The organism is Xylanibacter ruminicola (assembly GCF_900142525.1).
Lineage (GTDB): Bacteria > Bacteroidota > Bacteroidia > Bacteroidales > Bacteroidaceae > Prevotella > Prevotella ruminicola_A.
The window spans coordinates 67,516-93,182 of record NZ_FRBD01000019.1 but is presented as its reverse complement, the minus strand read 5'-3'; the positions used below and the strand labels follow the sequence as shown (position 1 = coordinate 93,182).

Annotated in this window: 24 protein-coding genes and 2 pseudogenes; 15 read left to right on the top strand and 11 right to left on the bottom strand. The window is 47.3% G+C overall.

Annotation, left to right across the window (positions count from 1 at the left end):
* The 5 genes from BUB86_RS12810 to BUB86_RS12790 are packed head-to-tail and all read left to right on the top strand — an operon-like array spanning window position 1 to window position 5,623.
* Window positions 1–1,167 carry an iron-containing alcohol dehydrogenase gene (locus tag BUB86_RS12810; protein ID WP_073210140.1) on the top strand — a complete coding sequence of 389 codons (1,167 nt, stop codon included), beginning with the start codon at window positions 1–3 and terminating at the stop codon, window positions 1,165–1,167.
* Between the two features lie 44 nt (window positions 1,168–1,211).
* Window positions 1,212–2,147 (top strand): EFR1 family ferrodoxin, encoded by a 936-nt coding sequence (locus tag BUB86_RS12805; RefSeq protein ID WP_028903636.1) that lies wholly within the window; start codon window positions 1,212–1,214, stop codon window positions 2,145–2,147.
* 1 nt (window position 2,148) lies between these two features.
* Window positions 2,149–3,273: an alpha/beta hydrolase gene (locus tag BUB86_RS12800; RefSeq protein WP_410543945.1), complete on the top strand. Its 1,125-nt coding sequence runs from the start codon at window positions 2,149–2,151 to the stop codon at window positions 3,271–3,273.
* Entirely contained in the window at window positions 3,270–4,622 is a 1,353-nt protein-coding gene (locus tag BUB86_RS12795) for an amidohydrolase family protein (protein WP_073210136.1), read from the top strand. The genes BUB86_RS12800 and BUB86_RS12795 overlap by 4 nt, the downstream gene beginning before the upstream one ends.
* Before the next feature lie 35 nt (window positions 4,623–4,657).
* Window positions 4,658–5,623, top strand: a complete 966-nt coding sequence (locus BUB86_RS12790; RefSeq protein ID WP_175549501.1) for a carboxymuconolactone decarboxylase family protein — start codon at window positions 4,658–4,660, stop codon at window positions 5,621–5,623.
* Window positions 5,624–5,638: 15 nt separating this feature from the next.
* On the opposite strand, the pseudogene BUB86_RS12785 reads toward BUB86_RS12790, so the two are convergent.
* A pseudogene (locus tag BUB86_RS12785) lies at window positions 5,639–6,545 on the bottom strand (IS4 family transposase).
* A gap of 226 nt (window positions 6,546–6,771) precedes the next feature.
* Between BUB86_RS12785 and BUB86_RS18155 the strand changes: the two are divergent.
* On the top strand, window positions 6,772–6,897 hold the full coding sequence (locus BUB86_RS18155) for a hypothetical protein (RefSeq protein WP_262503399.1): 126 nt from the start codon (window positions 6,772–6,774) through the stop codon (window positions 6,895–6,897).
* A gap of 56 nt (window positions 6,898–6,953) precedes the next feature.
* Window positions 6,954–7,175 carry a hypothetical protein gene (locus BUB86_RS12780; protein WP_139261612.1) on the top strand — a complete coding sequence of 74 codons (222 nt, stop codon included), beginning with the start codon at window positions 6,954–6,956 and terminating at the stop codon, window positions 7,173–7,175.
* Between the two features lie 24 nt (window positions 7,176–7,199).
* On the opposite strand, the gene BUB86_RS12775 is transcribed toward BUB86_RS12780, so the two are convergent.
* From BUB86_RS12775 to BUB86_RS12740, 8 genes are all read right to left on the bottom strand, one after another.
* Window positions 7,200–7,907 (bottom strand): hypothetical protein, encoded by a 708-nt coding sequence (locus BUB86_RS12775; protein WP_073210130.1) that lies wholly within the window; start codon window positions 7,905–7,907, stop codon window positions 7,200–7,202.
* An 11-nt stretch (window positions 7,908–7,918) separates the two neighbouring features.
* Window positions 7,919–8,080, bottom strand: a complete 162-nt coding sequence (locus tag BUB86_RS18320; RefSeq protein ID WP_073210128.1) for a helix-turn-helix domain-containing protein — start codon at window positions 8,078–8,080, stop codon at window positions 7,919–7,921.
* An 84-nt stretch (window positions 8,081–8,164) separates the two neighbouring features.
* Window positions 8,165–9,718 (bottom strand): RNA-binding domain-containing protein, encoded by a 1,554-nt coding sequence (locus BUB86_RS12765; protein ID WP_073210126.1) that lies wholly within the window; start codon window positions 9,716–9,718, stop codon window positions 8,165–8,167.
* A 79-nt stretch (window positions 9,719–9,797) separates the two neighbouring features.
* Complete coding sequence (locus BUB86_RS12760; protein ID WP_073210124.1) at window positions 9,798–10,097, bottom strand: DUF4298 domain-containing protein; 300 nt, start codon at window positions 10,095–10,097, stop codon at window positions 9,798–9,800.
* 6 nt (window positions 10,098–10,103) lie between these two features.
* Complete coding sequence (locus BUB86_RS12755; protein ID WP_073210122.1) at window positions 10,104–10,493, bottom strand: (deoxy)nucleoside triphosphate pyrophosphohydrolase; 390 nt, start codon at window positions 10,491–10,493, stop codon at window positions 10,104–10,106.
* A complete protein-coding gene (locus tag BUB86_RS12750; protein WP_175549499.1) occupies window positions 10,493–11,746 on the bottom strand; it encodes a PD-(D/E)XK nuclease family protein in 1,254 nt (417 codons plus the stop codon). The genes BUB86_RS12755 and BUB86_RS12750 overlap by 1 nt, the downstream gene beginning before the upstream one ends.
* A gap of 36 nt (window positions 11,747–11,782) precedes the next feature.
* Window positions 11,783–16,510, bottom strand: a complete 4,728-nt coding sequence (locus tag BUB86_RS12745; RefSeq protein WP_073210118.1) for a RecQ family ATP-dependent DNA helicase — start codon at window positions 16,508–16,510, stop codon at window positions 11,783–11,785.
* Between the two features lie 260 nt (window positions 16,511–16,770).
* The gene (locus BUB86_RS12740; RefSeq protein WP_073210116.1) at window positions 16,771–17,001 is read right to left on the bottom strand and encodes a helix-turn-helix transcriptional regulator; all 231 of its coding nucleotides are present in this window, start codon (window positions 16,999–17,001) and stop codon (window positions 16,771–16,773) included.
* 645 nt (window positions 17,002–17,646) lie between these two features.
* Here BUB86_RS12740 and BUB86_RS12730 point away from each other — a divergent pair.
* From BUB86_RS12730 to BUB86_RS12695, 8 genes and pseudogenes are all read left to right on the top strand, one after another.
* On the top strand, window positions 17,647–18,225 hold the full coding sequence (locus tag BUB86_RS12730; protein ID WP_073210112.1) for a DapH/DapD/GlmU-related protein: 579 nt from the start codon (window positions 17,647–17,649) through the stop codon (window positions 18,223–18,225).
* A 380-nt stretch (window positions 18,226–18,605) separates the two neighbouring features.
* A pseudogene (locus BUB86_RS18315) lies at window positions 18,606–18,755 on the top strand (DapH/DapD/GlmU-related protein); the annotation flags it as partial.
* 109 nt (window positions 18,756–18,864) lie between these two features.
* Complete coding sequence (locus BUB86_RS12720; protein ID WP_073210108.1) at window positions 18,865–19,809, top strand: alpha/beta hydrolase-fold protein; 945 nt, start codon at window positions 18,865–18,867, stop codon at window positions 19,807–19,809.
* Between the two features lie 24 nt (window positions 19,810–19,833).
* Entirely contained in the window at window positions 19,834–21,129 is a 1,296-nt protein-coding gene (locus BUB86_RS12715; RefSeq protein WP_073210106.1) for a hypothetical protein, read from the top strand.
* Window positions 21,126–21,554 (top strand): MmcQ/YjbR family DNA-binding protein, encoded by a 429-nt coding sequence (locus BUB86_RS12710; RefSeq protein WP_073210104.1) that lies wholly within the window; start codon window positions 21,126–21,128, stop codon window positions 21,552–21,554. The genes BUB86_RS12715 and BUB86_RS12710 overlap by 4 nt, the downstream gene beginning before the upstream one ends.
* 19 nt (window positions 21,555–21,573) lie before the next feature.
* Complete coding sequence (locus BUB86_RS12705; RefSeq protein WP_073210101.1) at window positions 21,574–22,230, top strand: flavodoxin family protein; 657 nt, start codon at window positions 21,574–21,576, stop codon at window positions 22,228–22,230.
* 26 nt (window positions 22,231–22,256) lie between these two features.
* Window positions 22,257–22,958, top strand: coding sequence for an acyl-[acyl-carrier-protein] thioesterase (locus BUB86_RS12700; protein ID WP_073210099.1), 702 nt, complete (start codon window positions 22,257–22,259; stop codon window positions 22,956–22,958).
* 12 nt (window positions 22,959–22,970) lie between these two features.
* Complete coding sequence (locus BUB86_RS12695; protein WP_410543944.1) at window positions 22,971–24,113, top strand: alpha/beta hydrolase; 1,143 nt, start codon at window positions 22,971–22,973, stop codon at window positions 24,111–24,113.
* Between the two features lie 25 nt (window positions 24,114–24,138).
* Here BUB86_RS12695 and BUB86_RS12690 read toward each other — a convergent pair whose 3' ends face one another.
* On the bottom strand, window positions 24,139–24,384 hold the full coding sequence (locus BUB86_RS12690; RefSeq protein WP_073210098.1) for a hypothetical protein: 246 nt from the start codon (window positions 24,382–24,384) through the stop codon (window positions 24,139–24,141).
* A gap of 46 nt (window positions 24,385–24,430) precedes the next feature.
* Window positions 24,431–25,603: an iron-containing alcohol dehydrogenase gene (locus BUB86_RS12685; RefSeq protein WP_073210096.1), complete on the bottom strand. Its 1,173-nt coding sequence runs from the start codon at window positions 25,601–25,603 to the stop codon at window positions 24,431–24,433.
* Window positions 25,604–25,667 lie beyond the last annotated feature (64 nt).

The following is a 25,667-nucleotide window of genomic DNA, read 5'->3' as shown; positions in this document are numbered from 1 at the left end:
ATGTTAGGCAATTTTACATTCCACAATCCTACGAAGTTGCACTTTGGTGAGGATTCTTTAAGCAAACTGAGTGAAGAACTGAAAAACTATGGCAAGAAGGTGATGCTCTGCTATGGTGGTGGTAGTATTAAGCGCAATGGCATCTACGATCAGGTGATGGCCGAGCTGAAGAGGGCTGGCTGCGAAGTGGTAGAGATGGCGGGTGTGATGCCCAATCCTACTATAGAGAAGGTATTAGAGGGAGCCCACATGGCTCGGCAGGAGAATGTGGATTTCATCCTTGGCGTGGGCGGTGGCTCTACCGTTGACTACTGCAAGGCCGTAGCCGGAAGTGCTTGGTACGATGGTGACCCTTGGGAGTATTACTTCAAGAACTGGCAACCGATGACCTGCCGTTGGATTCCTGTGGGTTGTGTGCTCACAATGGCTGGCACAGGCTCTGAGATGGACAGCTGTTCGGTTATCTCCAGTCACTCGGAAAACCGCAAGTTGTTCTATAACTTCCGCAACCCAGATTTCTCCATTCTCAACCCTCGCTTCACCTTCACCGTTCCCAAGTATCAGATGGTGGCTGGTATCTACGACATCATGAGTCATATTCTGGAGCAGTATCTCTCGGGCACAGACGACAACACCAGCGACTATATCGCCGAAGGACTGATGCGCTCACTTATCGTCAGCAGCCGCAAGGCTAACGTGAATTCTGAGGACTACGAGGCTCGCTCGAACATCATGTGGACAGCCACTTGGGCACTCAACACACTCATCGACCGCGCTAAGGCCACCGACTGGATGGTGCACATGCTGGGTCAGGCTGTGGCTGCCTATACCGATGCCACTCACGGTCATACGCTCGCTGCCGTCAGCGGTGCCTATTACCGTCTGCTCATCAGCAAGTCGCCCGATGCCGTGCAGAAGTTCAAGCGTCTGGCCATGAACGTATGGGGCGTTTCTGCCAAGGTTAAGACCGACGAGCAGGTTGCGATGGAAGGTCTGGAGACGATGGAGCAGTGGATGCGCGAACTGGGATTGGCGATGAATATCACCGAATGTGGTGCCAAGCCAGAGCTGATTGAGGGAATGGCTGATGCCTGCCCCATCTGTCAGGGTGGTTACTACATTCTGAATCGCGACGAGGTTGTACAAGTTTTGAAAGATAGTCTTTAGAATATGAAACAGATATATTTCAAGAACCATAAAAAAGTTATCCTATGAACGTCAACAAACCTATCAGTCGAAGAAAAGCACTCAAGGTCATGGGCCTTGGAATGCTTGCAGCCTGCGTTCCGACGCTTCCGTCGTTTGGAGAGTCCCCAAAGGAAAATGAGAAGAAGATCAAACGTCTGATCTTCTATTTCTCTGCAACCGGCAATAGCCTTTATATAGCCAGGCAGTTGGGCGGAGATGAAGCGACCTTGCTGAGCATCTCACAGGAAATTCACAACGAGCATCCTGATTATGAGGCAGAAGAAATAGGATTCGTGTGTCCCGTCTACTGTTTCATTCCTCCTGCCATTGTCCAGGATTTCATTGCTCGTTCATCTTTCAAGGCCGATTATTTCTTTACAGTGGGCACTTATGGAGCCCATAGCACGATATTCCCAGAGTTCGTTGATGACCTTGCCAAGAAGCACGGTTTTCAGATGAATTATATCTCCACCATCCAGATGGTCGATACTTACCTGCCGTATTTCGACATGGAAAGGGAATTGGCCGACCCCAAGCTTCAGCGTATTCCCGAAAGAGTTGCCACAGTTCTTGCTTCTATCAACAATCGCGAAAACTATATTCAGGAGGTTACAGAGCAGGACAGGATGATATGTGACGGATATTACCGCATGTCGGGACGCGACCGCCAGCGCCCGACTGTGACAAGATCGGAGAAGATTGTCTTTGCCACGGATGACTGCATCGGATGTGGAGTTTGTACTTCGGTTTGTCCGCATGGCTCCTGGAAAGTGATTGATGGTCATTCGGTTGCCAATGGGGAATGCGAAAATTGTCTGGCATGTGTTCACAACTGCCCGAAGAAAGCAATTTCAATCATTCCCACGCCTCCTGAACCCGAAGAGGCAAACAGGAATGCACGATATCGTAATCCGAATGTCAGCTTAGCTGATCTCATCAAGGCCAATAGTCAAAAATAATATGAAAGTAATTTTAGCCGCAGTACTGATGGGCGGATTGCTCACAGCCTGCACAAACCAAGAACAAAATAAAAAAGAAGAGAATATGACAACATTGAATCTGACACAGGAGTGGGACAAGGTGTTCCCGCTGAGAGAGAAAGTGAACCACTGCAAGGTGACGTTCGAAACACAGTACGGCTTGACGCTGGCAGCTGACCTCTATACGCCAAAGGATGCCAAGGGCAAAATGGCCGCCATTGCCGTGAGTGGCCCATTCGGCGCCACCAAGGAGCAGTCGAGCGGACTCTATGCCATGCAGATGGCCGAGCGCGGCTTTGTAGCATTGGCTTTCGACCCGTCATTTACTGGCGAGAGCAGTGGAGAGCCTCGTCGCACAGCTTCACCCGACATCAATACCGAGGACTTTATGGCTGCTGTCGATTTCCTCTCAAAGCAGGACAATGTGGATGCCGAACGTATTGGCATCATCGGCATTTGCGGTTGGGGTGGCATCGCACTGAATGCTGCCGCTACCGACACACGCATCAAGGCTACTGTTGTCTCGACGATGTACGACATGACCCGCGTCAGTGGCAACGGCTATTTCGACAGCGAGGACAAGGAAGAGTCGCGCCATGCTGCCCGTGAGGCACTTGCCAAGCAGCGCCTGGCCGACCCGATGGCGATGGCCGGTGGCGTCGTCGATCCTCTGCCCGACGAGGCTCCTCAGTTCGTGAAGGACTACTACGATTATTACAAGACCGAGCGCGGATATCATGCCCGCAGCGGCAATTCGAACGACGGTTGGCGCGTCATCGGCACTCAGGCTTATGCCAACGCCCGTTTCCTTTATTATATCAACGAGATTCGTTCGGCAGTCCTTGTGATGCATGGTGAGAAGGCTCACTCGCGCTATTTCGGCGAAGCTGCCTACAAATATATGGTCGAAGGGAAGGCCGAAGGTTACAACACCGTCGGCAAACCTAATCCTAATCCTGAGAACAAGCAGCTGCTCATCATCCCCGGTGCCTCGCACTGCGACCTCTACGACGGCGGCTATACGGAGCTTGTGGGCAAGGGCGAGCCGAAGAATCTGATTCCTTGGGACAAGTTGGCTGATTTCTTTAAAGAGAATCTGAAATGAAGAGATTGAAGATAACGATTATCTCAATGACTTTAGCTACAACAGCAATTGCTCAGGGTGTGATGGATGTGCATAGCCACCTCATCACGCCTGAGTTTGCGTCATCACTTGAAAAAGAAGGACGATTGATGGACGAGGGATTTCCTCTGCCGAAATACGATGTGTACAATCATCTGAAATGGATGGATGAAGCCGGCGTTGAGACTTCCGTGCTGACGCTGGCAGCTCCACAGCCGACATCTGCCCAAACAGTCAGACAAACCAACGAGGCTGCCGCCCGCATCAAGAAGGAGCACCCTGAACGATTCATGTTCTGTGCTGCCCTACCCCTGCCCGATGTATCGAAAGCTATTGAGGAGGCGAAATATGCGCTCGATGTGCTGAAGGCTGATGGCATTAAACTGGCAACGAATGTTGACGGACAGTATCTTGGCGCACCTGAACTCGATACGCTTTTCTCGGTCTTGAACGAGCGTAAGGCAGTGGTAATCCTACATCCCCATCGCCCTGAACCAGTGAACAAGCAGGTGATGCAGCAGACACCGCTCGCCATGCAGGAATATCTCTCGGAGACCACTCGCGCCGTATCGAACATGATCAGTCGCAACGTGTTGGCCCGCTATAATAATATAAAGGTAATAGTGCCCCATTGCGGTGCCTATCTGCCTTTGGCTATCCCTCGCATGAAGTCATTGACTCCCGTGATGCAGGCCAACAAGATGGTGGGCGAGATTGACTACGAGGCCAACCTCCGAACCCTCTACTACGACCTTGCAGGGGCACACTCTCCAGAGGTCATCCGCATGCTGCTCACCATCACCACACCTGACCATCTGCTTTATGGTTCCGACTATCCCTACGTCGCTCCGCAAGTGCTCACACAGAGTCTGGCAAGGATGAAGGACTATCTCTCGAAAGAACCCGATCTGGCACCATTCAAGGAAATGATTCTGTGGAAAAATGCGAAGTGGCTGTTGGGACAAACAGGGGAAAAGCCATCAGCAGCAACTGCTACAGCAAACATGATTGTCCGCATTGCAGAGATTGAGGTATTCCCACAGTATCTGGAGGAATACTTAGCCTTTGCCAACGAGGTGGATCGTCTGAGTATAGAGCGCGAGCCAGGTGTCATCTGCCTCTACCCCATGCAGAGTGCCGAGGACTCATGCCAGATTCGCATCCTTGAGATCTATGCTTCTGAGGAAGCCTATCAGCAGCACCTGAAGACCCCTCACTTCCTGAAGTACAAGCAGGGCACGCTCCACATGGTGAAAGACCTGAAACTGCCCACGATGAAGCCGCTCGACCAAGAGACGATGAAACTGATATTTAAAAAAAGAGATAAATGAAAAGAATCGTTTTATTTTTAATCGCAATATTGACTATGTCTACAATAGATGCAAAGACGCTGACAGAGCGTCAGCAGGGATTGGCTGCATGTGCCTGCCTGATGGCACAGGGTGATTTGGAACGGTTGGAGCCTGCCGTGAAGATGGCACTCGACAACGGCGTGACTATCAATGAGCTGAAGGAGGCTTTTTCACAGCTCTATGCCTACACGGGCTTTCCACGCTCGCTGAATGCATTAGGCGTTCTAAATAAGGTGTTGGATAACAAACAGCCCTCATGGCAGGAAGGAAAGCCTTGGAAACGTCCTGAAATATGGGATGACGCTGCAAAAGCTCTGAAGCAAGGTACAGAGGTGCAGACGAAACTCTCTGGCCGTTCTTTCGATTACAACTTCTGTCCGCAGGATGACTACTATCTGAAATCGCACCTCTTCGGTGACATCTTCGCCAGCGACCAACTCTCTGCTGCCGACCGCGAGATAGTGACCGTTGCTGCCCTGAGTGGTCTCGAAGGTGTTGCTCCACAACTGGCTGCCCACAAGCAGGGCGCCGTGAATATGGGCAATAGTCAGGAACTGGTTGATGAACTCTGTGCCTGGCTCGACAGCGAGGGGTATACCTTGCGCAGCAAATGGCCGAAAGGCGAACCGAACCCTTACGGCAAGTATTTCATCGGTCAGAGTTATCTGGCTGACGTTGGCGGTGGTGTTATGAACGTCACCTTCGAGCCTCGCTGCCGTAACAACTGGCATATCCACCACAAAGCAGTACAAGTACTCATCTGTGTCAGTGGTCGTGGCTGGTATCAGGAATGGGGCAAGGCTCCCGTTGAGATGACTCCTGGCACAGTCATCGCCATTCCTGCAGAGGTAAAACACTGGCACGGTGCCGCCAAAGATTCATGGTTCCAACACCTTACTTATCACCGTGATGCTCAGGAAGGAGCCTCGAATGAGTGGCTTGAGCCTGTGACTGACGAAGTGTATAACAAACTGAAATAAGATCATTAGTGTCCACTAAATAAAATTAAGAGTCAATTGACCATCATCTGCAACATACTCAGGTTCCTTGGTAAAGAGTTCCTTGATAGGAGTCTTATCCAACAACGAAGCACTCAAAATTCTCAACACTTCGTAGGTGCTCCTGTGCAGCTTGAGGTCGTGCTCAACGATAGCCACCATGCAATATGCGGTGATGGCAGAGTATATCTGAATCCTGACAGCAGTCTCTGTCGTACCCCAAAAGGACTTAATCTTAAGATGCTGCTTAATCCATTTAAAGAAGAGTTCTACACGCCAACGATATTTCATTGATATGATAGAGTCTCTTCAGGTCAAAGTATCCTCGGTCAAACACGTAGTAAGCCCCTTGTTCATAAGGAATCTCGTCCATTGCGCGTTGGTCATTGACTTTCGCCTCAGTAATGTGGATGAACGTAGGAATATCCGTCTGAATTTCATAGAGCGTATGCATCTTGATGCCCGCCTTGGTTCTTCGAAACTTTGCCCACCAGAAGACGCTCAGACAAAGATCGATGGTAGTCGAGTCGAAGGCAAACACCTTCCCTTCTATCTCAAACTCTTTGTAGATTCTCTTTCGTCTCGCAATGTCTATCATATGGTAGGCAAACTCTTCGAAGATACGAGGTTCTCGTCTTTCGTTGACCTTTGCGAGATTGCTTCTCGTTACGTTCTTGCCAAAGCCAAGATGATAGGCCTTGTTGGAATGCGCAGAAATAATACTAGTCAGATCACGAAGGCTGTCACGGTTGCTCAGCTGCCCGAACATCATGACAAGCAACTGGTTCCAGCATGTGAAATGCTTCACGTATTTGTTCCCTTCGTATTTCATTACAATTCTATCAAAGATTCTCTGTGGCAAGAACTCTATAAGTTGAGCGAAGATATATTTTCCGGTGTTCATCGAATGACTGATTTGCTTTTGAATTGCAAAGGTAGTCAATTCAAATCGTCACCGTCAATTTTACGCTCTAAAACTCTATATTTAAGTAACTTACAAACATCTCCGCTAATTTTTAGTGGACACTAGTGTAAAAAAATATAAATCTCACTTCCACAAGCCTTGCGGACGCATTTTTGCTTGCATTATCCGTGAGAATTGCATATTTTTGCAATCAAAAAGAAAGATTATGGCAACACGTGAACAGATTGAGGCACTGAAAATTGACGAAAACGTCTTTGAATTGGCAGAGGATGCCGAGTTGGAATACCTTGTGCATTTTGCAGCCCCTTTACAGGTGGTGACAAATGCATAGTTCCCAAAGGAACAGTTTTTGCACCGCACAGCCCGATGCGAGGCGATGCACTATATATGCATCTAGTAGATGAGAACAATGAAGAATTGTATGCGAAGATGGAGGCACAAGTAAAAATCAACTACGAAAACCTCTTCACTCGTCTGCAAGGCTTCTCGTTCTTCATAACAGAAGAGCAACTCAAAACACTCCCTCTTAAATTTCGTAGCGGCAGTGCAAAGCGACTGCTTGACATCATGCGCCAGTTGCGCTCCCCCCTTTACCCCATGTTTCCATAAGTCAATAGGGCTTCCTTTTGATATTTATAGGTGTATGCCATATTTTACAAGTTTATCTACTAACTCCTTACAGTTCCTAAAACCCTCCGCTTCCTGCACCTTGGCTGCCCTGCTTTGGTTTTCGCCTTTCTCAATTTGCTCCCCTCGCAACATTTCGTAGGTGACAAAAGTCTTCATCTCACTATTACCGTCAGGCAACTCTCTCCCCAAAGCGACACCACTTGGATAAACGCAGAAGATGCCATCGGGGTATTTCTCATTGCCTTGTGCATCCGAATTAAGATGCAGATTCTTCATGATCCAATCCTTCATCACGTCCATCTTTGGCATATCCATCGGCAAGCCCGTCCTCTCCCTGTACCTATCAAAGAAGTGAGGCGTAAAGAATGCTTTCTCCGGCTTTGCCAAAGGATTGGAATCAAGATACATGAAACCTACGAGATGGAAGCCATCCGTCAGGCGGTACACCCCGAAATACATGTAGTCGAGCAACCGTTGTTTCTTTGTTATCTGCCAGTCTCGACTCAGCATGTATATCATATAGTCGATGCCCCTATTGCCGTTCACCATCACAGGTGCGAAAATCTTCAATCCCTTGGGTTTCGTCTTTATCACAATGCGCCAATACTTCGGCTGAAGCGCATCAATCTGATGATGCACAAACGCTTCATCAAGGTCAAGCACCCTGACAATATCGTCGTAGTCGAATGTATCTGTAATAATAGCAGGCATCTGTCAGAAGACTATTTGTTTTTTACAACCTCCCAATAACCATCTTTTCGACCATCTTTGCGGACCACAATCCCCATCGCCTGGAGCTGGGAGATATGTCGCTGGAGGGTTCTGAACTTTATACCAGTCTTTTGCGCCATTTCACTGGTCGTAATAGACGAATCGAATTGCATTTCTTTTATAATAACATCCTGAATATCAGATAGTTCTTTTGTGCCACCTTTTACGCCGCCTTTTACGCCACTTTCGGTATGTTGCTATTGTTCAGTACCATTCTCTATCACTTCCCAATAGCCGCCCTTGTCGCCTCCTATGCGGCGAATGACACCATTTTCGCGCAAAGTTTTAATACGTTTTTCCACTGCACGCGAGGACACCCCAAGCTTCATGGCAATTTCAGCCGCAGTAACTTTGGGATTTAGCCTAATAGCAGAGATGATTGCTTGGTTTTTCTCCGAACTTTTCTCCGAACCAGAACCATTTTTCTCCGAACCTATGGCACTTTTCTCCGTAGTAATCACCGTAGTTTTCTCAGTAGCGGGTTTATTGCCACATCCAGCATGAACAGGGATATGAATCAGGAAGGTCAAGCGGTCTTCAGTAGTCTCAAAAGTGGCACGGGGAGAACCATTATCAGCAAGTTTCTCTTGGATGGTGGGTACACCTGTAGAGCGGCCTTCTGTCAGATCCAATTCCTTCAAGAAGTCTCCAAGGCGGCGATTCCTATAACGGCGGCTCTTCAAGATGTCACCTTTCTCAATGGCCGACATAGGAATACTTCGGTCAGGCCCAGGACAGTTCAGTATGGATATTCCTTCAGGCTCAATGGTAATCTCCACGGGTTCGTGTTGGGCATAATCTCTGTGATAAAGAGAGTTGACCACAGCCTCCTCCAGCGCATCGTAAGGATAGTTCCAGTAGCGGTTGGCTTCTTGCTTTCCAGAAACCTTCTCCACTGTTTCATAGAGAATATTGGTGCTGAAAAAGTCCATGGTCTGCTTAATAATCTGCGGTATGCTGCCCTTGAATGTCTTTTCTGTAAAGTTCTGAGGATTCTTCACCTTCCCATCAGGGAACACCACAATCTCTACCTGGGTATAAGGGAAGAACTTCTCCGGATGCTCGCAGAACATCATCGCCGCCACATTCTTAATCATGCGGTTCTCAGTCGGGCCGGCCATCAGTTCCATCTGCTCCAAGGTCTCCACCAAAGGCTGTGTAAACAGTGAAGCCTCCAGTTTGCTGCCAATTGTAGCCAGATAGTCCCTCAGCAGCACCATCGAAATGTCGCTCATGGCGATGTTCGGATTGGGCCGTTCGTCAAAAGGCACGCGGTTAGCCATGTCCCTCAACTCGTCCAGTACCTCGCCTTTGGCAATGATACTGCTCGAACCGCTGCGAACATAATACCTCATCTGCTTCACCTTGGCCTGCACATCCATCGGTATCGCATACGGACGGTTCACGCCCGACGGTGCCCATATCACCAGCACTTGCTGCCCGTCCACCTCCTCCACCGACGTCCTCGGCAGATAGTATGGGTCAAACATGTTGTTAAATCCCACCATCTGTTTCAGGATGCCATCCACCTCTTCGATGTTAATCCCTGCTACAGGCCGCTTGGCGAGTCCGTTGTCATGTTGCTCCACGCCCACAAGGATGTAGCCGCCTCCGAGGTTATCGAAGTCGTTGGCAAACGCACAGATACTGTGATAGATGTCCGCAGGGTTCCAGCCCTTCTTAAACTCTATCCTGTTGCCTTCGATCTTCCGCTTATTCAGCAGATCTTCTATGTTAATCGGTAGTGCCATATATTCTTATAACGTTTTCGATTTCTGTTCTATTATCCTATATCACATCTTACTTCTTTCCTTAGACTTCTTGCATCAATCACCCCAGATCAGTCAAGACGAAATCGAGCATGCGGTGCTTGACGCCATCGACGCGTCCGAGGAGGTCCCATATGGCATCCTCGCTCAGAACGCCGCGTTTTAGGTCCTGGGGCAGGAGACCTAATTCGTCGGATCTGAAATCTGCTTTCCATTCGTCGCCGGAATAGTAGGTGTCGAGTTTCAGGATGTCGTCCTCAAGGCTCGTGATTGTATCCACAGCTTCCTCCAATGCCCGCAGCGCCCTGTCCACGCGGTCAAAGCATTGTTCCATGTCGGTTATACGTTCAATGTCTGTCATATTCTGCTACTGTATTTTTGACTTTATAACTTCCACCACTCCCACATCCGCTGGCAGCCACTTCACGCTGTCCAACTCATTCTTCGCCAGCCACTTCGCAGCCTCGTGCTCATTCAAATATAGCGCCTCACCAATGAGCGAGCACAAATAGCAATGCATCTTTAAATGAAAGGCTGGATAATCATGTTCCACCGTACAAAGAAACTCATCCACGTTGATCCCCGCAGACAGCTCCTCGCGAATCTCCCTCACAAGCGCCTCTTCTGGTGTCTCCCCAGTTTCCACCTTCCCGCCAGGAAACTCCCACCAGTCTTTCCACTCGCCATATCCCCGCTGCGTGGCAAATATCTTATCACCCTTGCGAATAATCGCTGCTACAACTTCTATCTGTTTCATTATCTATTTTCTTCCGCAGCTTTTAAGCAACCTTCAACATCTTTAATGAATTTCGTAATGTCATCAATGATTACAGCAGTAATTCGTAGGCGAAAACTATCATCGATAAGACGGAAGGTAGCATCATTATTAATATCCCAAGAATCTATATACTCGTCTTCTGGTATTGAAGGGTATTTCCATATATACCAATTCTCATCATCTTCGTATTCCTCATTATTCGCTACCAGCGTTGCAAAAGTCTTAACATATTGTTTGGGCAGCTTCTGTTCCTTCGTTACGCCAAAGTACAACTCATCAGGATATTCTTCAATCAGAATATTAAATGGCGACGACGTTTTGATTACAATCGAAAGACTTGCATTATTCCTCTTTCTACTGCTACCGTGAACGATGTCAGAAAAGTCCTCTTCCGTTGGATTCTGCAATACCTCATAGCCATTTTTTTCTAAAGCCATTACTAAGCCATCCCAGAAATCGGCTATAGTATGCCAATGTAAATGTTTGACGTTGTCAATGAGGAGCTTGGCGCTTTCTAAATTGCTCTTTGACTCGCCAATCAATTTCTTTATTTCAACTCTCTCTTCTATATCAACATTATTAGTCATATCATCAATCAATTTAATGTATTGTATAATAGTTTCTCGTTGAAAGGGTTTATCATAAACAAATGGCATACATCCTTGCAACCATCTGACGATTTCATTGGGATAAGAGATGCACTGGACCTTCTCGCCCAACTTAGGATACTTATTTTTTGTGGAAACACTATCCGTAGAAGGTTCATGCCCATCGAGAGAAAGATAATACACTTCGATGTTGTCTTCAGGTATCTTTTCCTCTTCAATAACTATCCTGTAGTACTTTTCTAACTGCCCTTCATTCTCATGATTACTGTCGGAGGCATAGATTTTATTCTCAATAATGACAGCTCGCTTCGTTGACTTGTCCATCAGCAAGATGTCAATATCATGCAACTCCTTATGAATTTCCAACGAATTCAAGTTGTATTCGAAAGAGCTATCAACACATTTCAGAAAAGCATTTAGATAGCGATATTCATTGCCTGTTTTGAAATTGAGAAGTGAGAAGATAAACTGAGAATGTAAATTCACCTCGTCTGATGCATCAAGCATTGCTGTGAAGATATTGAACTGGTCTTTTCGAGCCTCGATATCCTCATATCGTTTCCTGATAACATCAAGTTTCTCAAGAAAATTCCTTAGATGGACTATTTTTTCATTTATCATCATTGTCATTGACTAGTTTCCCAGTAGATTATCGATTTATCATAAAGCAGTATTATTGAGGCGTGTTTCTTCAGTAGAATTTTTATTTTTAGACAAGACTACATTCGCCAAACAAACAGCATATTCTACATTTGAGTCTTGTGGTTTCCAAGCCAAAGTATAACTTACCCTTACACTAATGACTTCATAACCCTTATCCGTCCACGCTTTCAATTTGTCTTTACCTGATGCAGACAAAGCTGCAACATTGATATCTTGTTCATTCATTAGGTATCCGTCTTTGTATTGTAGATTATCACCGCTTCTAAGATGAAGCACATGCTCCTTGATTCCTCTAAAGAAATCAAGCCATACATCTTTCATATTGAGTGGTAAAGATACAGAAGAACATTCTGTTTGAGGATTAGTTACAAGATACAGGGTTCGCTTTGCACGAGTGAGTCCCACGTAATAGGAACGCATATCATCTACACTTCTTCCATCTGGTATGGCAGACATAAGATAGACATTATCGAATTCTCGTCCTTTTGCTTTGTGGATAGTACTTACAAACACAGACCTTTCATCAGCAGCAATGAAATCCTCAATTTTCGACTCAAAGATGTATTCACGCAAGTCACTGCGATAGTAGGATTGATGAGTTATCTCAAAGTCAGAAATAAAATGCTGCATGATGTTGAGACAAGTACTAGACGCATAAGTCTCAAATGTACGTTGTTTGGCCTCATTCCACTTTTCTTTCGTTATAGTCACACCATCTTTGCCACCAAGTTGTTTAAGGAAATAGCGTACTTCTGCTAGATTGCCAAAACGAAAACCACCCATAGACTGAGCAACAGTAGCATGTAAGCCACGCTGTTCCAATTCGTAGGCTACCTGCATCGTTTCCTCATTGGTACGTGTAAGTATTGCGGTACTTCCTTCCACTTTAATTTCAGCATCCAGAAGCGACTTCAAGGTCATCACTTTGCCATCTTTTCCTGTTGCAGACTGGATGGAAGTATGCTTCAGGCGACCAGGAATACGCTGTACATAGCGATTGGCGCAATCAACTATCGCTTTTGCAGAGCGGTAGTTATCTGTCATCTCGTACAGTTTCGCACCATCCTGTTCAACGAGTGACTGCATATATTTTGAATTGGAGCCACGGAAACCATAGATATTCTGATCATCATCACCCACAGCAATGACGCGCATTTCTTCATTCTGTTGCATCAGCGCTTGAACTAGTCGGAAGTCATCTTCGCCCATATCCTGAGCCTCGTCAATGACAAGCACACTCTTGGCTATCTTAGATGCTTCCACCTCTCCGTTTTCAATCATCTCTGCAGCAATACGTACCACATCCTTAGCCTCATCAAGACTTCCTTGTTTACCAACAAGGTCAAAACTATATGAATGGAATGTCTTGATGTCTACGTAGTGAGCTGCATTGCCCACCAAATCTATGAGTCGTTTCTTAAACTCCGTTGCTGCAGCTCTTGAGAACGTAAGCATCAGCAATTGTTCATGCTTTACATCTTCCAACAACAGCAATGATGCCAACTTATGCACTAACACGCGCGTCTTACCGCTCCCTGGTCCTGCTGCCACCACAATATATTTCGACTCCTTGTCATCAATAATCTCCCATTGGCGGTTGGAGAGCTCACCGAAGAGTTTGTTGTATTTGGCAGGAGTGATATTCTGATCTATCTGCGCCCGACGTTCCTCCTTGAAATACTGATTGATGAACTTGCGGAAATCCATTGTAAAATAGTCATTGACGAAACGAAGTGCAGCATTGTAGTCACGAACCATCAGGTTGGCATATTCACCAACAATGTGTATCTGGCGGATTCGCTGCTTATAGAATTCGTCTAGCAAACGGTATTGTTCCTTACCATATCGTGTACGTGTAGCAACGAGGCGACCTATCTGCATAGTATTATAGAGGACGATAAAGCCGCCCTCTATCTTCACCATTTCTGTTTTAGTAAGATACAACAATGCTTCCTCAATATCAGCGATTGTGGGCTTTTCATTGTCAGAAAACATCATTTCTTGTCGACTGGCAATGAATTGCTGGAGGAGTTCTACAACGGAAAAGTTAACAAGCGCCGTATCCTTACTATCATCCTTCTGAGCACTCAAACAATCAACAATAAACCTACTAATATCCATACGTCGTTCGAATCGGCTCTTTGTCGCCTCTCTGGAAGACTGAAGCCGTACATTGACGAAACCCGAAATGCTGTGCTCTTGTTTATAGATATATCCTTTCAGCGTCATGAAGTGAAGCAACATCCTCATCCGTTTGACATTGGAGTAATTCATGCCAGCCTTCTGAACTTCCTCATTTAGTTCCTTATAGCTAAAACGACGTGACTCTTCTGAGAATTGCTGTAACATAAACTGTTCAAGTCTCAGCATGGCATCAAGGTTCCTCACTGTTGTACTCTTAGTAATCCATGCTTGCATGTCGCGGCTATCTGCCAACAAGCCATCTTGACGCATCAGGTTAATATTCCTGATGACGGTTGCCTTATTCATTCCAAGAATGTCAGCAAGATAATCCACGCGACTCTCTGCTTCTGCTCCTCTACCTTCAGCTGTGGCACGAGCACTGATAAGCGATTTGATAATTCGCGCTGCTTCCTCACGCGACTGTTCATCAAAGAGAGGTGAGATCATCAGTTTGCGACGAGCCTCATCCATATTCTTCACAGCAATACCCGTAGCAAATACATGCGGCGAGTTACTGCCACGTTGTATGAATCCTGCATCCTCGAGAGCTGCTATTGCTGCTTTAACACGCGTCTCAATGTCGTCTATTTCATCTCCCCATCCAGCCTGACGTGCTATGTCCAAAGGCGAACAACTTACCTTGTCTCGTTTAGCAGTAAGATCCTTGATGGCTTTCCATACTTGCTGAATCTCGCTGATACTGAGTTTCGTTTGATTAAGGAGAATAAAGTGCTTATCAAGGTCGCTGTCAGCATACAGTACAAAGCATTCTGCCTGCATTTGTGGATCACGTCCTGCACGGCCAGCCTCTTGCACATAGTTCTCCAATGAGTCGCTGATGTTATAGTGTACCACCAGTCCCACATCTTTCTTGTCAACGCCCATACCGAAAGCAGACGTTGCCACAATCACCTGAGCCTCGCCACTCATAAAAGCATTCTGGTTCTTCACTTTGTCGGCAGCCTCCATCTTTCCATTGAATGGTAAGGCCCGTATGCCGTCGTTGACCAAATGTTGTGCTAATTCGCGCGTCCGTTTGGTACGTGATACATATACAATTGATGGGCAATTGTGCCCAAGTATCAATGAGCGCAACAAGTTGTATTTTTCATCAGCAGTATCGGCATGAAGCACGGAGTAACGCAGGTTCTTACGCTCAGCATTGGCGGCAAACACTTTCAGTTCCAAGCCCAACTTTACTCTGAAGTAGTCGCATATGTCACTAATTACTTTTTGTTTTGCTGTCGCTGTAAAACAAGATACTGCAATGGGCTGTTCCAATTGTTTTTTCTCCTGCAACTGTCGAATGAAATCACCGATATACAGATAGTCTACACGAAAGTCATGGCCCCAAGCAGAGAAACAGTGTGCCTCGTCTATCACAAAACGAACAACATAGCGTCCCATCAACAGTCGCTCTATAGTCTTACTACGCAGCATTTCTGGAGCGATATAAAGCAGATTGGCTGTTCCATCAGCCACCTGTTCTATGGCTGTTGCTCGTTCGATAGGGTCTAACAATCCATTGATGGTCACTGCGTCACTAATTCCACGAGCTGCAAGATTATCCACCTGATCCTTCATCAACGACTGCAAAGGCGAAATAACAACAGTAAGTCCATGTGTATTCCGTCCTGCCATCAAAGCAGGTAGCTGGAAGGTAAGACTCTTTCCGCCACCCGTTGGAAATATCGTCAGCAGTGATTCTCCTCGAATAGCAGATTCTACCGCTTGCTGTTGCATTGGTACGCCATCGAAGATACGGAACTCATCATAACCAAAGAACTCCTTCAATCCATTGTGGGCATCCAACCGCTGATGACAATACTCGCAATCACCACAAGACTTATTGCAAAGCATGTTCATCACATTCACCACCTGCGGGTAGTTCCGTATTACCCATGCTGGAGTAATAGAAAAAATGTCGTCAGCACCAATCACAGCCAAGCAATACGCCAACTCTATAGGATACTGCTTAACCAAGGTCTCGAAGTCTGCATGACTGCATACCTTCCCATCATATTCCTCGACAATCAATTGCTTCCAATTCAGTTTGGATGAAAATATTGATGATATCCAACTGACATTTGGCGAATATCCAAGATACTTGAAGAATCCTCCGAACTCTTGTGTTTCATTCAACAGATAATAGTAGATCTCCTTTCTGTGATCCGTCAACTGATTCCAAGCTGCCACTTCGTCATTTAATAAGTCGCGAGCCTTCATAGAGTCATTTACAGGATTGTTCAGTTCATCTACCTGCAACTTATCATCCTTGACCAGATGATGATACGGTCGCTTGGGAAACAACAAGGGCGAAAGAAACAGCGTATCAATAATCGTAGGATTACCCCTCAAAGAGGTATATTTCAGGTCGAAATTGATAATATTGTGTCCACACACCGTATCGCATTTTGACACAAAAGCATCGAAGTCAGCCTTGGAACTAGAGTGCAACACTGCACCATCCTCCCTGACTGCTCCGTAATCCGCCACCTTCTTCGTCTGCGGATTCACCTCTGTATCAATAAATGCAATCATATCTTCGTTTTTGTTTTTATACTCTTGTTTACTTCTTACTATCTTCTATCCATCTTCTTGGGGCATTCTTACCCTATTCTTACCCTAACGAAAGACTCGGTTTGGTTCCTCGAAGGCCTCTCGAACCTCTCCCAAAGGTCTCGGCTTGCTCTTGGCCACCTCTATCCTCGGTCTAAGCAACGCCTATCCTACGCCCTTGCTACGATATAGCTACGACCTACGAACGACGGAGGAACGACCTTGCTACGATAGTACATTATTCATTTTAACTCCTGAGAAAGGAGATATTGTTTGTACTCTCTCACAAAGAGTTCTTTTAAGTCAACTTCCAGTAGATCTGCAATCTTTAATATACATGCAAGGTCTGGTTGGGAAGAGTTCGTACACCACTTGCTAACAGTCGAGGGGTTAACACCGAGCTGTTCTGCCAGCCATTTGCTGGTACGTTTTTTCTCCACAAGAACCAATTTAATTCTGTTTACATCTTCCATACGATAAATTTTTTATGCTACAAAGATAATGAAAATTTTTCATTTTCTGCCGAATATCTTGGTTTTTCTTCTAAAATTATGTTTTTTTACGAGTTTAGGTCTGACGACACGTTAACATTGGCACGATTGACAACGGTCAAAACATCTGTCCCACATATATAATAAGGTGGGACAGCAGTTTAGTGGTTTCTTTATATCTCAATGGGGGACTGTCTGCCATTGTATTAGAATACTGAAGAATTATTTGGTGATTTCGAGGAAAATGATTACCTTTGCATCAGATATTTGACATATTGAAACAAAGCAGAACGACGCAGACAGGAAGTTTCTAGACCGTTACCTATTATAATTTTGCCTGTCTGTAAGTGATTGATAATTAAAAGAGTAGCCATTAGGCTCGCGGATATAAGTGGTATTAAACTATCGAATGATGAAACTGAAGAAACGGGAAATCAAGTATTCGGCAATATTCTTTCTCTGCTGGTTTGCCTTTCTGGTCTTTCTGATAGATGGAGTCCTGAAATTCCAGACATTGGTGGACTACTTCGGGTCGTACGCATTGTTAGAGGTTGCGTTGCTGCTATTGGTTATCCTTCCTACGTTAACAATTTACAAGTTTACAAAAGAACATAAAAATAAAGAATAATGACAATACAAGAATTTCGTGATTACATGGCATCGGGCAAACCCGTCGTTGGCGGTGGTGATGTCCACATGATGTTCCATCAGCTGTCGCAGGAGGCACTGAAGATAACAGCAGAGATTAACGGCAAGTATCATACTCCAGAGCAGTTGCACGATTTGCTGGAACAGCTTTGGGGACGTGAAGTGCCCAAGACGGTAGGCATGTTTCCTCCGTTTCATACCGATTGCGGCAAGAACACCATCGTTGGTGAACGGGTCTTCATCAACATGGGCTGTAAGTTCCAGGATCAGGGCGGTATCACCATCGACGAGGGCGCTCTCATCGGTCACAACGTCGTGCTGGCAACCATCAACCACGACCTTGACCCGGCCAAGCGCCAGAGCATGAGTTATGCACCAATTCACATCGGCAAAAACGTATGGATTGGAGCCAATGCCACCGTTCTTGCTGGAGTAACCATCGGCGATGGAGCCGTAGTGGCTGCTGGTGCAGTAGTGACAAAGGACGTTGAACCGAATACCATTGTTGGTGGCGTTCCAGCCAAGGTAATAAAAAAGATAGAGATAAAAGACAGATAAACAAGGAATTTATGGAAAAGATAACATTCAGTCGTACAGATATTAGTGAAGATGTGCTATTACAGTTAACCAAAACATCTGAGCTTATCAAGCGATTAAACAGTCTGTCTTTGGTCAATCATATCCAGAAGCAAGAAATTGTCAAGGAATTGTTCGGATCTTCTGGTAGTAATCCTTTCGTTGGTGATAATTTCCATTGCGACTTTGGCAAGAATATCCATGTCGGCGACAATTTCCATGCTGATTATAATTGTACGATGCTCGACGTTGCAGAAATACACATCGGCAATAACTGTCTGATTGGGCCTGATGTGGGAATTTATACAGCTGGTCATCGTCTCCAACCCGAAGGTAGAACGCTTGATGGCTATGGAATTCCAATTACTATTGGCAATGATGTTTGGGTTGGTGGCCATTCCGTGATACTGCCTGGTGTCGTAATTGGTGATGGTGCAGTCATTGCTGCAGGTTCTGTGGTAACCAGTAATGTCGCTCCACGGACCTTAGTGGCTGGTAATCCCGCAAAATTCAAAAAAGAAATCATATAAATTCCAATTTAGCAAACAAACACATAATATAATTCACTTAAAAAGGTCTTGGTAGAGACCAGAGCCGCGACTCGAAACACTCCAAGGAAATATGAAGAAAGTAATGTTTTTGCTGGCAGTAGGAGTGATGTGCCTGACAGCCTGCGCCCAGAAGAAGAAGGGCGGTGAACGTGGTCCTCGCCAAGGTGGCCACATGGTGATTAACAAAGATTCTGACAGTGTTTTCGCGGCATTGAAGCAAGAGACACTAGGAAAGTTCAAGCAACTGACGTACAACGACAAACAGACAGGCAAGACAATGGAGTATAATCTGCTGGTTCCCGAAGGTGCCGAGGCAGGTCAGAAACTCCCCTTAGTGCTCTTCATGGCTGATGCCAGTACTGCAGGAAAGGAAGTGACGGCTCCGCTCACGCAAGGGTATGGTGCCTTGGAGTTCGCTTCAAATAGAGACCAGCAGAAGCATCCTTCATTCGTGTTGGTGCCACAATATACTGACTGGGCTGTGCAGGATGATTGGAGTACGACGGACGAGGTGGAAATGACAATCCGACTGCTTCAGACCGTCTGCAAGGAATACAATGTAGATACCAACCGCCTATACACCACAGGACAGTCAATGGGCGGCATGATGTCGTTCTACTTCAACATCACATATCCCGATCTTTTTGCGGCCTCATTGTTTGTCAGCAGTCAGTGGGACACTTCGAAAATGCAAGACTTCGGCAAGAAGCATTTCTTCTACATCGTGGCTGGCGGCGACCAGAAAGCATCGGGTGGCATGAAAGATTTGGCTGAGGTGCTGAAGGAGAACAATGCCCGTGTTGACTCCACATCATGGAGTGCAAAGCTTCCAAGCGAAGAACAGGAACGATTGGCCGAGGAACTGATAGCCAAGGGCGGCAATATCAACTTCATCAAGTGGGAGGCAGGCAGTGTACTCCCTGAATCAGGCAAGGGTATGGAGCACATGGCATCTTTTGACTACGGCTATAAGATTGCAGCAGTGCGCGACTGGCTGTTCATGCAGAGTAAATAGACTTTGACAAATCTAAACCGACCGATGCAGAGATTATATATTGAGCGTTTCTACTTGAATAGGGCCGATGACGAGTACCCTATGACGGTGCGCATCGTTCTTCAGATGAAAGATGATGTGGATAGGCATCTGCTCGAAGAAGCAGTTGCAGCAGCACAGACGAGATACCCTTACCTGTGTGTCAAACTTGGTGTCGAACGCGATGCTGACGGCAGCGAGCACTATGTCTATCACGACAATCCACAGCCTTGGAAAGTCACGGGCTGCCGACAGCCGGTATGCTTGTGCAGTGAAGAAGCCAACGAACATCTGATGGCTTTTTCATGGTGGGACGATTGCGTGGCATTGGATTTCTTTCATGCACTCATCGACGGGACTGCCGCCTATCGCATCCTCCGGACATTGCTCTATGAATACTGCCGGCGACGCTACGATAGTGAGTTAGACCCTGCAGGAGTCTGGGTTGCAGGTGACATCATCGACGAGGCAGAATGGACTGATCCCACCACACTGCCAAGACCAACGAGCATCCACCCGCAGCAGCTGCCTGAACGTCCTAAGGTTATCAATCTGGCCACCGATGCCATCGTACCCCTTGCTGATAAGAAAGAAGTGGTACAGATACGCATCTCTGAGGAGCAGATGATGAAGCGTGTGCGGGCATGCGGTGCCACGCCTACTTCTTTCCTAACCCTGCTTCTGGCAAGAGCCATCGCCCGTCTGCATCCAGAGAGTGCGCCTCTGGCACCAACCGTTACAGTAGCAGTTGATTTGAGAAAGACACTCGGAACCACAGCGGCACACCATTCACAAGTAGGCGGACTGTTCCTGCCACTGGGGCAAGATATGCAGCAGGCGGACTTTGATACTCAGATAGCAGCTTTCCGCAAGATGATAGCCGAGCAGACTTATCCAGACAACCTGCAAGACTATTTCTGGCAGACCCAAGACCGGATGGAAAGGGTGGAACAACTGCCCACGCTTCAAGCCCGCTATCAGGCCTTTGCTCCAACAAACCAACTGAGCCAGCAGTACGGTTCGTGCATGTTCAGCTATGTAGGGAAGGCTGGTCTTGGTGCTGCCGAACAATATATCAGGGAGATGCGCACAGAGACCGACTCTGCCTATATGATTGTAGTGGAAGTCAGTGCTGCCGCAGGTGTTTTCAGCATCAGTTTCATGCAGCGTTTTGCAACCGATGTATATCTTGATACGTTCCTCGACGAGCTGCATCAGCAGGGGCTGACTTACGAGATTCCAGACCGTCATCCGCTACAGATAGCCCCCATTGCCGATTATCGAAATGCTAAGCCGAAATGAACATAGAAGACTATCGCGAGTATTGCCTGTCGCTAGGCGAAGACATTGAGGAGAAACTTCCTTTCCAGAAGTTCAAGAACGGAGAGGGAGTATTGGTGTTCTACGTAATGGGCCACATGTTCTCATTCTTCGACTGCAATGATTTCTCAGTCATCTCGCTGAAATGCCAGCCAGAGCGCATCGAAGACCTGAAGGCACAGTACGAGTGCATCGGCAATCCGTATAACGAATCGCCCAAGCATTGGATAGGCATCAACCCCTTGACTGCCCCTGATGACCTGCTAAAGGAACTGACCCGAAACTCTTTTGAGATTGTAAAGATTAAATATGCGAGTAAGCGAGAGCAGAAACAAACTCGTTTGGATTCTGCCGAGCGTGAGCATATTCAACCGAAGGTTAAATATACGAAAACGAAGAAGATATAATTCTAAAACCACAAAAATTATGAAAGCATTATTTATCAACGGAAGTCCGCGTAAGAACGGCAATACGGCACAGCTGCTGAAGCGTGCCATGGATGGTGCCAGAGAGGCTGGTGCTGAGGTGGAACTGGTGAACCTCTATGACCGCAGTATGAACTACAAGGGCTGCATGTCGTGTTTTGCCTGTAAGCTGAAGGGAGGCAAGAAGGGTGTCTGCTCTTTCAAGGACGACCTGCAGCCCATACTCCAGAAGGCTGTGGAGGCCGACGTACTGGTGTGCGGTTCGCCCAACTATTGTGGCTACCCCTCAGCCGCCCTTCGTGCCTTTATGGAACGAATGGAGTTTCCTGCAGTCAACTATTCTGACTACTCCAAACCCGTCGTGCTAAAGCGCATCTGTTCGGCTACGATCTATACGATGAACTGTCCCAACGAAGAGGTGTACCGTCAGATGAACTACCCTATCCTCATGGACACCTCTGCCAAGCAACTCGCTGTGTTCGGTCCTACAGAGATATTATGCAGCTATGACACTTATCAGTTCTCGAACTACGACCGCTACGATGCCGCCACGTTCAGCGAGGCTCACAAGGCCGAGGTACGCGACACACAATTCCCCATCGACCTCGAAAAAGCCTACGAACTGGGCAAGCGACTGGTGGCAAAGGCCAAGGAATAACAAACTAAAACAAAGAAGAAATAATCATGTACAGTTTGAATTATAAGGTAACGACAAGTGCCTGTGACAGCGAGGGACGGCTGAAGCTCTACTCTGCCCTCCAGATGATGCAGGACTGCTCCGAAATGTGGATTGATTCAGAGCCTGGCGTAAAACAGTACTTTACGGAGCAGAACATGGCTCAGCTGTTGGCAACCCGGCAGGTTGAAATTATTCGAGTACCTGAATACAAAGAGGAACTGAAGGTGACGACCTCCGTCTATGGCATGAAACCCATGTTCGGATTCCGTAACACGTTCATCTACGATTCACAGGGCAATCCCTGCTACAAGACATGGAGCATGGGAGCATTCGTTGATAAGGTGGCAGGAAAACTGAAACGCGTGAATGATGCAACCATTCAGTCCATGACACTGGAACCCCAGTTGGAGATGAACTATAAGGACCGACGCATCATCCTGCCCAAAAGCGATGGTGAGGTGTTGGAGCCTATCAGAGTACTCCGTGCCGACATCGACTACAACAAGCACGTGAACAATGCCAACTATGTCCGCATGGCGATGGAACTGTTGCCGGAGGATTACGTTGTAAGCAGTTTGAGGGTAGAGTACCGAGTGGCTGCCAAACTCGGTGAGATGCTAGTTCCTACCATCTACAAGAATGATAACGTGATTATAGTTTCCCTTTCAATAGGAGAAGATGTGAGTGCAATTATTGAATTTTCTTAACTATCGTAATATATGAAAGTATTATTAGCCGCAATGCTGCTGAGCGGAATGCTGGCAGGCTGCACAAGCAACAGACAAACTACTAATAACAACATGGAACAAGAGTTAGATTTGACGCAGGAGTGGGACAAGGTGTTCCCGCCGAGCGAGAAGGTGAACCACAAGAAGGTGACGTTTAAAACACAGTATGGACTGACGCTGGCGGCAGACCTCTATACACCAGCCTTCCCCGACCCCTCCAAAGAGAGGGGAGAAAAGTTACCTGCCATTGCGGTCTCTGGTCCCTTTGGTGCCGTGAAGGAGCAGTGCAGTGGTCTCTATGCCATGAAGATGGCAGAGTGTGGTTTCGTGGCACTGGCTTTCGACCCTTCCTATACAGGTGAAAGCAGCGGTGAACCGCGTCGCACGGCATCGCCCGACATCAATACCGAGGACTTTATGGCTGCAGTCGATTTCCTGTCGAAGCAGGACAATGTGGATGCCGAACGGATTGGCATCATCGGCATTTGCGGTTGGGGAGGCATCGCGCTGAATGTTGCCGCTACCGATACTCGCATCAAGGCTACCGTAGCCTCTACGATGTATGATATGACTCGTGTCAGTGGCAACGACTATAACGATGCTTTCGACAACGAGCAGTGGCGTCATAGGAACCGCGAAAACCTTTCAAAGCAACGCCTCACCGACCCCAACGCGATGGCAGGAGGTGTGCTGGATACCGTTCCACCACAGGCGCCCAACTTTGTGCACGACTACTACGACTATTACAAGACCCCACGCGGCTACCACAAGCGCTCCGGCAACTCTAACGACGGCTGGCGCGTCATCGGAACACAGGCCTATGCCAACAGCCGCTTCCTCTATTATATCAACGAAATCCGCTCTGCCGTTCTCGTGATGCACGGTGCTGACGCCCACTCACGCTACTTTGGCGAGGCTGCTTATCACTATATGGTGGATGGCAAAGCTGAGGGTTATAAGTTTGTTGGCGAGCCAAATCCCAACCCAGAGAACAAGCAACTGCTCATCATACCAGATGCCTCTCACTGCGACCTCTACGATGGCGGCTACGAGGAAAAGGCAGGTCAGGGTCAGCCCAAGAACATGATTCCGTGGGATAAGCTGGCAGAGTTTTTCACCAAGAATATGAAGTAATAAGAAAAGATTATTTTTTGCTATATTAATCATGATGATGACAATATGAAGATGCATTATAGGCAGCATCATCTACAGGCTCGCACCACTCGTTACCAGCTCCTTCCTGAACATCCTTATGATAGGTCAGGTGTTGAAACCATGAGTCTTTCTGTGCTCCGTGCCAATGTTTGACATCTGCGGGTACGGCGATGACAGTGCCGGGAGTCATCTCAACGGGAGCCTTGCCCCATTCCTGATACCAGCCGCGCCCAGCAATGCAGATGAGCACTTGTACCTGCTTGTGGTGAAATCACACCACCACCGACATCTGCCAATTACATGCTCTCCTTAAGAATCTCTGTCACGTCTGACTTCGTCAGATTCAGATAACCGGCGGGATAGCAGATGGTGCCCTCGGTGATGCCAGCAATCATATCGTCAGTAGCACCCAACTCGCTGATGGTCAGTGGCAGACCTATCTCCAGCATCCATGCCTTCAGGGCCTGCAGACCAGCTTCGGCTATCTGTTCGTCGGTCATTCCGTTGCTCTGGATATTCCACACGTTCTTGGCGAAGCGCACAAACTTAGATAGACCGTTCTGCATGGCGCGGCGATAGTAGGCCATTGAGACAGATGCCAGCGCATAGCCGTGTGGGGCATGTGTCCAAGCACCCACGCTGTGACCAATCATGTGAACCATCCAGTCCTGCTGCTTGCCCAGCCCGATAAGGGTGTTCAGTGCCCATGTGGCTGTCCACATGATGTTCGAGCGTGCCTCGTAGTCCTGAGGATTCTTTACAGCGATGCGGCTGCTGTGGATGACAGAGCGCATCAGTCCTTCAGAGAGGTAGTCGCTGGTGTTGTCATCGAAGTCCGAGAAGTACTGCTCCATGATGTGATTCATGATATCGTAGATGCCGGCTTTCATTTGGTTCTCAGGCACGGTCATCGTGAATTTCGGATTGAGGATAGAGAACTTTGGCATCAGGCGGTTGTCGAACACATGGCCCACCTTAAACGTGTGCTCGGCATCGGTAATCACCGTGCCTGCATTCATCTCAGAGCCTGTGCCTGCCATCGTCAGGATACAGCCCACAGGCAGCAGTCTCTGGTCCTTAGCGGGATTTTCCTGCTTCAGCCAGAACTTGTCCCAGTAGTCGCCTTCATAATAGACAGATGCAGCCACGGCCTTCGAGTAGTCGCAAACGCTGCCGCCGCCAAGGGCAAGGATCAAGTCTACCTCGTTCTCGCGGGCAATCTTGACGCCCTCATGCAGTTTCTCTAAGGTGGGATTGGTCATCACGCCAGAGTTCTCAACGATGGTCTTGCCTGCCTCTTTGAGGATAGCCACCACCTGGTCGTAGATGCCGTTACGCTTTACGCTGCCACTGCCGTAGTTGAGCAGCACCACTGGGCCGTAGCCCTTCAGTTCGTCCTTGAGGAAGTTCAAAGACTCATCACCAAAATACAGTTTGGTTGGGTTGTAATAAGAAAAGTTTCCTAACATAGTTGTTTTTTTTATTATCCGTAATTTTGACTTCGTCGAACATACTCACGCTCGGCGGAATTCA

Excerpts from the sequence above, each read along its gene's own strand:
- BUB86_RS12685 (WP_073210096.1), bottom strand. The coding sequence starts at position 25,603 with ATGTTAGGAAACTTTTCTTATTACAACCCAACCAAACTGTATTTTGGT.
- BUB86_RS12755 (WP_073210122.1), bottom strand. The coding sequence starts at position 10,493 with ATGAAACAGATAGAAGTTGTAGCAGCGATTATTCGCAAGGGTGATAAG.
- BUB86_RS12695 (WP_410543944.1), top strand. The coding sequence starts at position 22,971 with ATGAAAGTATTATTAGCCGCAATGCTGCTGAGCGGAATGCTGGCAGGC.
- BUB86_RS12810 (WP_073210140.1), top strand. The coding sequence starts at position 1 with ATGTTAGGCAATTTTACATTCCACAATCCTACGAAGTTGCACTTTGGT.
- BUB86_RS12780 (WP_139261612.1), top strand. The coding sequence starts at position 6,954 with ATGCATCTAGTAGATGAGAACAATGAAGAATTGTATGCGAAGATGGAG.
- BUB86_RS12765 (WP_073210126.1), bottom strand. The coding sequence starts at position 9,718 with ATGGCACTACCGATTAACATAGAAGATCTGCTGAATAAGCGGAAGATC.
- BUB86_RS12795 (WP_073210136.1), top strand. The coding sequence starts at position 3,270 with ATGAAGAGATTGAAGATAACGATTATCTCAATGACTTTAGCTACAACA.
- BUB86_RS12760 (WP_073210124.1), bottom strand. The coding sequence starts at position 10,097 with ATGACAGACATTGAACGTATAACCGACATGGAACAATGCTTTGACCGC.
- BUB86_RS18320 (WP_073210128.1), bottom strand. The coding sequence starts at position 8,080 with ATGCAATTCGATTCGTCTATTACGACCAGTGAAATGGCGCAAAAGACT.
- BUB86_RS12705 (WP_073210101.1), top strand. The coding sequence starts at position 21,574 with ATGAAAGCATTATTTATCAACGGAAGTCCGCGTAAGAACGGCAATACG.
- BUB86_RS12700 (WP_073210099.1), top strand. The coding sequence starts at position 22,257 with ATGTACAGTTTGAATTATAAGGTAACGACAAGTGCCTGTGACAGCGAG.
- BUB86_RS12740 (WP_073210116.1), bottom strand. The coding sequence starts at position 17,001 with ATGGAAGATGTAAACAGAATTAAATTGGTTCTTGTGGAGAAAAAACGT.
- BUB86_RS12720 (WP_073210108.1), top strand. The coding sequence starts at position 18,865 with ATGAAGAAAGTAATGTTTTTGCTGGCAGTAGGAGTGATGTGCCTGACA.
- BUB86_RS12730 (WP_073210112.1), top strand. The coding sequence starts at position 17,647 with ATGACAATACAAGAATTTCGTGATTACATGGCATCGGGCAAACCCGTC.
- BUB86_RS12805 (WP_028903636.1), top strand. The coding sequence starts at position 1,212 with ATGAACGTCAACAAACCTATCAGTCGAAGAAAAGCACTCAAGGTCATG.
- BUB86_RS12800 (WP_410543945.1), top strand. The coding sequence starts at position 2,149 with ATGAAAGTAATTTTAGCCGCAGTACTGATGGGCGGATTGCTCACAGCC.
- BUB86_RS12715 (WP_073210106.1), top strand. The coding sequence starts at position 19,834 with ATGCAGAGATTATATATTGAGCGTTTCTACTTGAATAGGGCCGATGAC.
- BUB86_RS18155 (WP_262503399.1), top strand. The coding sequence starts at position 6,772 with ATGGCAACACGTGAACAGATTGAGGCACTGAAAATTGACGAAAACGTC.
- BUB86_RS12775 (WP_073210130.1), bottom strand. The coding sequence starts at position 7,907 with ATGCCTGCTATTATTACAGATACATTCGACTACGACGATATTGTCAGG.
- BUB86_RS12750 (WP_175549499.1), bottom strand. The coding sequence starts at position 11,746 with ATGATGATAAATGAAAAAATAGTCCATCTAAGGAATTTTCTTGAGAAA.
- BUB86_RS12745 (WP_073210118.1), bottom strand. The coding sequence starts at position 16,510 with ATGATTGCATTTATTGATACAGAGGTGAATCCGCAGACGAAGAAGGTG.
- BUB86_RS12790 (WP_175549501.1), top strand. The coding sequence starts at position 4,658 with ATGTCTACAATAGATGCAAAGACGCTGACAGAGCGTCAGCAGGGATTG.
- BUB86_RS12710 (WP_073210104.1), top strand. The coding sequence starts at position 21,126 with ATGAACATAGAAGACTATCGCGAGTATTGCCTGTCGCTAGGCGAAGAC.